Source organism: Halomonas sp. BC2 (genome assembly GCF_002078115.1).
GTDB lineage: Bacteria > Pseudomonadota > Gammaproteobacteria > Pseudomonadales > Halomonadaceae > Vreelandella > Vreelandella stevensii.
The window spans coordinates 153,283-160,915 of record NZ_LFGT01000004.1; the positions used below are offsets into that span (position 1 = coordinate 153,283).

Genomic DNA, 7,633 nt, shown 5'->3' on the forward strand with positions numbered 1-7,633 from the left:
TAAGACCCACCTTACGGGTTGAGAGGTGTGCTGAGCAATCAGCGCTTTTAGCGCCTCGCCAAAGTGTGGGCTACTGCCGCTATCGATGAGAATGACGCCGTTGGGCGTGGCAATAAACGCCTGGTTGCCGATGTGGCCGCAGTTGCTGGTGGAAAGCTCTTCTGTTAGGCCTTCCACCATCCAGGTGTTTTCCGCAACTGGTTGAGCCACTAGCGGACGTTCGCAGAACATTACCGGCTCGCTGGCCAACAGCGGGGCGGCTAGCAGTGCCGCTAGACTACCTAAGAAGTGCGCTTTCATGGCTGAAGGCCCATGGAAAAACGATTGCCGTTGTTGTCCCGTGCACCAATCACATAGCCACCCGGCGAGGAGCGCATATGCAGCCCTAAGGTAGGGTTGGCGCTTACCGAGGCTTCGATATCCAAGGTGGCCACTTGCTGGCCCTGATGGTCGAGCATTTCAAACGACTGCACGTAAAAGGCCGGTTGACTGGGGATTAAGCCGCTGTCCATGGGGTGAGAAAGGCGCAACCGCAGGCGTTGCTCATCCTCATTGTCGAACAAACGCCCCTGTAGCTCGCCGAAGGTGTTTTCCCAGTCAGTGTCAGCGGTGGCAATACCGGGTGTGGTGCAGCCGCCCCCTTCTGCTTCAATGTAGGTGCCGCCAACATGCCAGGTATCTCCCTGCTTCACCGCGACGCGCACGGCGGAGGCTTGTTCCAAACGAATATTCAGCGAAAGCTTGGCTAAGCCGTGACTCATTGGTGAGTACGTGAATAGGCGGGGAATGGGGTTGAGATCGACCCAGGCGATAATATCGGTGATTGGTTCACCGCTGGCCTCTAGGGCGCTGGCGTCTAGCTCAATGGGGACTTGTCCTGAGTCTTCGGCAAACCTTGGTGCGTTCACGATGACTCGCTCGTCAAATACCACGGAGGCATCGCCCAAGAAGCGTTCGCGGTAAACAGGCCACATAAAGGAATTAAGCGGGTCTTTTTCGGCGGTATTCAGTGTCGCCGCGTGAGAGGCCGGCGGAAACACGCTAATTAAAAGGCAGGCAAGCGCCGCGAGGGTCGCGGCGAGCCGTGGAGGGATGAACGTCTGCGTTAATAAAACCATGATGCCTCCCCGCTATGCGTGTTATTGGCCTTTAGTGGTTTCCATGCTGACGGTTTCCAGCCAAGTGCGGATGGCCCAGAGGCCTTCTTGGCTAACGTAGTCGGACATTCGTGGCATCAGTACGCGGCCGTTGCGTTCAGCACCGTTGGTGACCAGCTCTTTGTACCACTCATCGCCCCATGCGCCGTTTTCAAGCTCACGTAGGTCGGGGGCGATGCCGCCAGATTTTGCCTCTAGGCCGTGGCAGGCTGCGCAGTTACTGTTATAGGCACGGGCACCGATATCCACGGCTAGTTCGTGCTGGGGATGATCTTCACGGTAGGGGTTCTCTTCTAGCCACTCGTCTCCCAGAAGCTCTAACCCCTTAATATCGACTGGCTGAGGGGTGACATCGCCATGTGACCACGCCAGCGGTGACGCCAGCAATGCAACAAGGGCGATGGCACCGGCTTGGCCGTAGAAGCGTAAGGGCGTTTTTGTCGGGGTGGTTTGTGTCAGCTGCGTTTTTGTCAGCACGTTTTTTGTAATGGTCATGGGAATGCTCCTCAAGGGGGGTCGATGTCACATCACTTGAGTGAGCATAGGCAGGCCAGCGCTTAGTCCCTATAGCACCTTAGGCATCGCTGGACTCCTCCTTTGGAAGTAGTGCTAAATCAGGATGAGAACGCGACTGGAGGGGTAGGTTGGTTTTTTATCCGAGCTTCTAAGCTGAGCTTAGTCTTGCAAACACCACGCAAGCAGCAGCTTGGCCGCTTTGCAGCCATTGCATTGTGATCATTACTCGGATGGAAAACCCATGACATACGCTACCAATAACAACACGTCAGCTCGTAACATTTCGTGGCCCTTTCGCCTGCGTACGCTCACCGCCGCCGTTGCTTATGCCTCTGCGCTAGGCATAGGTGGCGTTGCGATGACAGCTAACGCCAGCGAGGTGACCTGGGACGATATTCTCAATGACCATAACAACACTGAAACGGTATTGATGTACGGCATGGGCGTGAAAGCCCAGCGCTACAGCCCGCTTGATCAAATTAACGCAGACAATGTAGAGATGCTAACCCCTGCATGGTCTCACTCCTTTGGCGATGAAATGCAGCGTGGCCAGGAGTCACAGGCGCTGATCCATGAAGGGGTAATCTATGTCACCGGCTCTTATTCACGTATTTTCGCCATTGATGCGCGTACCGGCCAGCGTCTGTGGTCCTACAATCATCGCCTGCCCAGCGATATTCGCCCCTGCTGTGACGTAGTCAACCGCGGTGCGGCCATTTACGGCGATAAGGTGTTCTTCGGCACCCTGGATGCGGGCATCGTCGCGCTGAATAAGGATACCGGTGACGTGGTGTGGCGCGAACGCTTTGGTGACCACCGTGCGGGTTACACCATGACCGGTGCGCCCACCATTGTGGAAGACCAGGAAACGGGGCGTGTAATGCTCATACACGGCTCTTCAGGCAACGAGTTTGGCATTGTCGGCAAGCTCTATGCCCGTGACGTGGAGACTGGCGAAGAAATTTGGATGCGGCCCTTTGTGGAAGGCCACGTGGGCCGTTTGAATGGTGAAGAGAGCACGCCAACAGGCGATGCCAGTGCACCTTCCTGGCCTGATGATCCCGATAGTGAAACCGGTAAAGTGCAAGCCTGGAGCCAAGGTGGTGGAGCGCCGTGGCAGAGTGCCAGCTTTGATCCCGATACCAATACCATCATCATTGGGGCAGGCAACCCCGCGCCTTGGAACGGCTGGGCACGCACCTCAGAAGATGGCGACCCATCTGACTACGACAGTCTTTATACCTCTGGCCAGCTAGGGGTTGACCCCTCCACCGGTGAAGTGAAGTGGTTCTACCAACACACCCCCAATGATACCTGGGATTTCTCAGGCAATAACGAGATCGTGTTGTTCGAGTACGAAGATGAAAACGGCGAAATGGTTAACGCCGGTGCCCACGCCGACCGTAACGGCTTCTTCTATATCACTGATCGTACCAACGGCGAGCTGATTAATGCCTTCCCGTTTGTCGATAACATCACCTGGGCCACCCACATTGACTTGGAAACAGGCCGCCCGGTAGAGGTGGAAGGCCAGCGTCCTGCGCGCTTGAAAGAGGGGGAAACGCGCTCTGAAGCCGTTGAAGTGTCGCCACCCTTCCTTGGCGGTAAAAACTGGAACCCGATGGCGTATAGCCAAGACACGGGGCTGTTCTACGTGCCTGCTAACCATTGGAAGGAAGATTACTGGACAGAAGAAGTCGACTACGTGGAAGGGGCCGCTTATCTAGGCATGGGCTTCCGCATTAAACGCATGTACGACGATCATGTTGGTATTTTACGAGCTGTTGACCCAATCACGGGTGAGTTTGCCTGGGAGCATAAAGAACCAATGCCATTATGGGCAGGTGTCTTGGCGACCCACGGTAATCTGGTGTTTACCGGCACAGGGGATGGCTACTTTAAAGCGTTCCACGCTGAAACTGGTGAAGAGCTTTGGAAATTCCAAGTCGGTACCGGCATCATCTCACCACCGATCACCTGGGAAATGGATGGTGAACAATACATTGGTGTTACCGCAGGCTACGGCGGCGCAGTTCCACTATGGGGTGGTGATATGGCTGAGCTGACGCGACCGATTGCGCAGGGCGGCTCGTTCTGGGTCTTTAAACTGCCTTCCTTCGTACAAGATCTGGCTAATCGTTAAGTTATTCGCGTGTGTTTGGGCGGCATGTGCCGCCCTTTTTTAGATGGAGAGAATAATAATGAAAAATCGTATCGCCCAGCGCTCCTACCGTCGTGTTAACGCCCATCGCAGTGCTCGAAAAATAGTCGGTCTGCTACTCTGCATGGGGGTCGTTGGTACAGCCGCTACTGCCTCGGCAGACAGCAGCTATGATGAATTTGCCCCCCCTGTGTTTAACGGTTGCCAGCTGGTGCCTGGCACCCAGTGCGCGGACATGGATCTATCCGGCGGCGACTTTTCCAACCTTGACCTGCAAGGGGCTAACTTTGCGGGCAGCAATTTAGATAATGCGGACTTTCGTCACAGCAATTTACGTAGCGTTGATTTTGAAGGCGCATCGCTGCGCCATGCCAACCTTAATCGTGCGCGCATGCCCAACACGCATCTGCGAGGCGCAGACCTTTCCCATGCGAGTTTAATTGGGCTAGATAGCTGGAGTATTTACGCCCAAGGCGCGATTTTTGACCACGCTGACTTAACGGGTGCCAACCTTGGGTTTGCTCGTCTATCCGGTGCCAGCATGCAAGCGGCGACGTTGCTGGGTAGTAACCTGGAAATGGCGTGGATGAATAAGGTCAACCTTATCGGTGCCGACCTGCGTGATGCCAACCTGCAGGAAGCTAAAATGAACATTACCCGCCTGAATAATGCCGATATGACCGGTGCGCGCATCCACTACGGTAACTTTCAACTGGCGCAAATGGAGGGGTGTACCGCCTGTCCGTTCGACTGGGAGTAAAGCGTATGGCGACCATCGACTCGGCGCATCCTGTGCGCCGTTGCTGTATGAGGGGGATCTGGATAGGGGGTGTCTGGGCAGGCGGGCTGTTCAGTATGCTAGCCGGGGCTGAACAGCCCTCAGCCCCCTTTCACCAGTCAGCGTCTTTCAACCAAGAAGGCTACCGGTTACCGCCTTTCAAGGCTCCTGTGACGGCTGCGTTACCGGGAGTCACCGTGCTAGATGACCATGCCTTTCAATCCCTGGTGGACGCATCGCCTGTGATACTGGTAGATGTTAATGCACTGCCCTGGCGCGACGGCCTGTTTTTACAGGATAGCCCTCATCTCACCATTCCTGATAGCGTTTGGCTGCCCAACGTTGGCGCTCCTGCGCTGGAAGATGCGTGGGTCGACTATTTCAGCGATGCACTTAATGCGTTTCGCGAGCATCCAGAGGCGGTACCGTTGGTGTTTTTCTGCCGGGCTGACTGCTGGCTTTCCTGGAACGCTGCCCGGCGTGCTGAGGCAATGGGCTATGAAGGGCTGTATTGGTACCCCAATGGGGTGGATGGCTGGCAAGCGAGCGGTCATTCGTTAGCCGCTGTTTGCCCGCAGCTGCCCGCTCATGCTGAGCGAGCTACCTGCGAGCCTTAATAGGTTAACTAGGTTTATTGCCGATAAATCAGCTCGGGTGGTTGGCGGGGCGAAGGCGCTGCCAAGCCACTCTGACTTTCAGCCTGACCCTGCAACTGCTTTGTTTGCAACAGCTTTGACTGGCGAGCATTGCGGGGAATCAGGGTCGCTTGATCAGAAGTGATTGTGGCATTTTCTGTGATCAGGCTCTCTAACAACCCATGCTGAGGAGAGTGTTGGCACACGGGGTCAGTGGCGTTCATATCACCGGTTAACAAATAAGCTTGGCAGCGGCAGCCGCCATGGTCTTTATCGCGATCGTCGCACTGTTGGCAAAGCGTCGGCATCCACTGGGTGCCGCGGAAACGGTTGAAGGCATCGCTTTGGTACCAAATGTCCTGCAGTGATGTCTCTTTGACGTTGGGAAACGCCATCGGCAGCTCCCTGGCGCTATGGCAAGGCAATACGGCACCATCTGGAGCAACGGTCATAAAAATACTGCCCCAACCGCCCATGCACGCTTTAGGCGCTTGTTCAAAGTAGTCCGGCACCACAAACAGCAATGACATATCGCGGCCACGCGCCGCGAGTGTTTCACGCCAGCGGTTGGTTTCCGCTTCGGCACGTATCAGCTGTTCACGGGTGGGCATCAGCGCTTGGCGGTTCAAAAACGCCCAGCCGTAATATTGGCAGTTGGCCAGTTCAACCGCATCTGCGCCTAGCTCATCGCAAAGCGCAATCAGGTCGCCAATTTGATCGATATTGTGCCGATGCAGCACCACGTTCAACACCATGGGGTAGCCTGCCGATTTGACGGCTTTGGCCATCGCCAGCTTGTTGGCGTGAGCCTTGGCAGAGCCTGCCAGCGCCTGGGCCAGTTCGGGGTCGGCGGCTTGTAGGCTAATCTGGATATGATCCAGACCTGCTTCTGCCAGGGCGTCTACCCGCTGGGCAGTGAGGCCCACGCCGGAGGTCAGCAGGTTGGTATAAAAGCCAAGCGTGCGTGCTTCACTTACTAGCGCTTCCAGGTCTTGGCGAATCAGCGGCTCGCCGCCGGAAAACCCTAACTGAGCCGCCCCCATGGCCCTGGCTTGGCGCAGTACGCTAAACCACGCATCGGTATCCAGCTCGTTTTGGTAGCGGGTAAAGGCCAGCGGGTTAGAGCAGTAAGCGCACTGCAGCGGGCAGCGGTAGGTGAGTTCCGCCAGCAGCCATAAAGGCGGTGAGGTCGCTTCAGCGGCTGGGTTGGCTGAATGTTGATTGAGCCTGTTTTTATTAGCCACAATGCACCTCCTTCACAGCTAGCCAGCCGTTGCTGCGGGCTTCATCGATAAACTGCACGACGTCGTCTGCTAAGGTCTCTGCGCCTGGGTAGCGCTGCTGTAGGGTGGCGATAATGTCGCCGATAGTTTGCTGGCCGTCGACCTGTTCAAGAATCGCGCCGGCAGTCGCGCTGAGCTTGACCATGCCCTCGGGGTAGAGAATAACGTGGCAGCCCTGAATGGCTTCCCACTGTAAGCGCCAGCCGCGTCGCAGCTGGTAAATATCGTGATGTGACATGGCGAGTTGTTGTGACATGGTGAATTCCCCAACGCTGGTCGATCATGGCCTAGTAATGTGAGTGCTCAAGCCCACGGTGATATACCGCTTCGCGGGTGACGGTGTGATAAGGCGGGCGGTCTAACTGATAGGCCATGGTCATGGCATCCAGTATGCTCCACAGCACATCGAGCTTAAATTGCAGAATGTCCAGCGCGCGCTGCTGCAGCGCCACGGTCGTACATACACCTAAGGCGATTTCCAGGCCATGCTCAACGTCTCGGCGGGCCTCGCTGAGCCGCTTGCGGAAATAGCGATAGCCCTGCTCGTTGATCCATGGGTAGTGCTGGGGCCAGGTATCCAAGCGGTTTTGGTGGGCAAGTGGCGCAAACAGTTCAGTCAGCGATGAGATCGCTGCCTCCTGCCAGGGCGCGCGGGCGACAAAGTGGCGGTAGGCATCAACTGCAAAGCGCACGCCGGGTAACACACGCTCCTGGGAAAGCAGCGTATGACGCGGTAGCCCTACGGCTTCACCGAGCGCCAACCAGGCTTCAATTCCGCCTTCATCTTCAGCGTGGCCGTCGTGGTCAAGCAGGCGTTGTACCCATCGCCTGCGGGTAGCGGCATCGGGGCAGTTGGCCAGCAGCGCGGCATCTTTTTGGGGAATCATCAGCTGGTAGTAAAAGCGGTTAGCCACCCAGCCCTGCAGCTGCTCTCGGGTAAGTTCGCCATTGGCCATCGCCTGCTGAAAGGGGTGGTTAAGGTGGTAGTACTGCCCTTTACTCATTAGCGCTTCACGGAACGCCTCCCGGCTGAGCGGGGTGGTAGAAGCGCAGGGCGTTATCGCTGTCAGCGCCATGATCTATCTCCTGATTGTTATTGTTAG

General features: G+C 56.4%; 8 protein-coding genes and 1 pseudogene. 3 read left to right on the top strand and 6 right to left on the bottom strand.

What is annotated here, in order from left to right; translation table 11 throughout:
- The 3 genes and pseudogenes from B7L71_RS03335 to pedF all read right to left on the bottom strand — a co-directional run.
- Window positions 1-300, bottom strand: a pseudogene (locus tag B7L71_RS03335) (quinoprotein relay system zinc metallohydrolase 1); the annotation flags it as partial.
- Window positions 297-1,118: a quinoprotein dehydrogenase-associated SoxYZ-like carrier gene (locus B7L71_RS03340; RefSeq protein ID WP_081135990.1), complete on the bottom strand. Its 822-nt coding sequence runs from the start codon at window positions 1,116-1,118 to the stop codon at window positions 297-299. The gene B7L71_RS03340 and the pseudogene B7L71_RS03335, both read right to left, overlap by 4 nt.
- 21 nt (window positions 1,119-1,139) lie before the next feature.
- The gene (pedF, locus tag B7L71_RS03345) at window positions 1,140-1,652 is read right to left on the bottom strand and encodes a cytochrome c-550 PedF (protein WP_081135992.1); all 513 of its coding nucleotides are present in this window, start codon (window positions 1,650-1,652) and stop codon (window positions 1,140-1,142) included.
- 379 nt (window positions 1,653-2,031) lie between these two features.
- Here pedF and B7L71_RS03350 point away from each other — a divergent pair, with 379 nt between their 5' ends.
- The 3 genes from B7L71_RS03350 (at window position 2,032) to B7L71_RS03360 (ending at window position 5,229) form a co-directional block, all read left to right on the top strand.
- A complete protein-coding gene (locus tag B7L71_RS03350) occupies window positions 2,032-3,816 on the top strand; it encodes a PQQ-dependent methanol/ethanol family dehydrogenase (protein WP_249273166.1) in 1,785 nt (594 codons plus the stop codon).
- 58 nt (window positions 3,817-3,874) lie between these two features.
- Entirely contained in the window at window positions 3,875-4,594 is a 720-nt protein-coding gene (locus tag B7L71_RS03355; protein WP_081135994.1) for a pentapeptide repeat-containing protein, read from the top strand.
- A gap of 95 nt (window positions 4,595-4,689) precedes the next feature.
- On the top strand, window positions 4,690-5,229 hold the full coding sequence (locus B7L71_RS03360; RefSeq protein ID WP_230478459.1) for a rhodanese-like domain-containing protein: 540 nt from the start codon (window positions 4,690-4,692) through the stop codon (window positions 5,227-5,229).
- Window positions 5,230-5,243: 14 nt separating this feature from the next.
- Here B7L71_RS03360 and pqqE read toward each other — a convergent pair whose 3' ends face one another.
- The 3 genes from pqqE to pqqC are packed head-to-tail and all read right to left on the bottom strand — an operon-like array spanning window position 5,244 to window position 7,606.
- Window positions 5,244-6,491, bottom strand: a complete 1,248-nt coding sequence (gene pqqE, locus B7L71_RS03365; RefSeq protein ID WP_081136000.1) for a pyrroloquinoline quinone biosynthesis protein PqqE — start codon at window positions 6,489-6,491, stop codon at window positions 5,244-5,246.
- Window positions 6,484-6,786 carry a pyrroloquinoline quinone biosynthesis peptide chaperone PqqD gene (pqqD, locus tag B7L71_RS03370; RefSeq protein ID WP_212636725.1) on the bottom strand — a complete coding sequence of 101 codons (303 nt, stop codon included), beginning with the start codon at window positions 6,784-6,786 and terminating at the stop codon, window positions 6,484-6,486. The genes pqqE and pqqD overlap by 8 nt, the downstream gene beginning before the upstream one ends.
- A gap of 31 nt (window positions 6,787-6,817) precedes the next feature.
- Window positions 6,818-7,606 (bottom strand): pyrroloquinoline-quinone synthase PqqC, encoded by a 789-nt coding sequence (gene pqqC, locus B7L71_RS03375; protein ID WP_081136001.1) that lies wholly within the window; start codon window positions 7,604-7,606, stop codon window positions 6,818-6,820.
- Window positions 7,607-7,633: the final 27 nt, after the last annotated feature.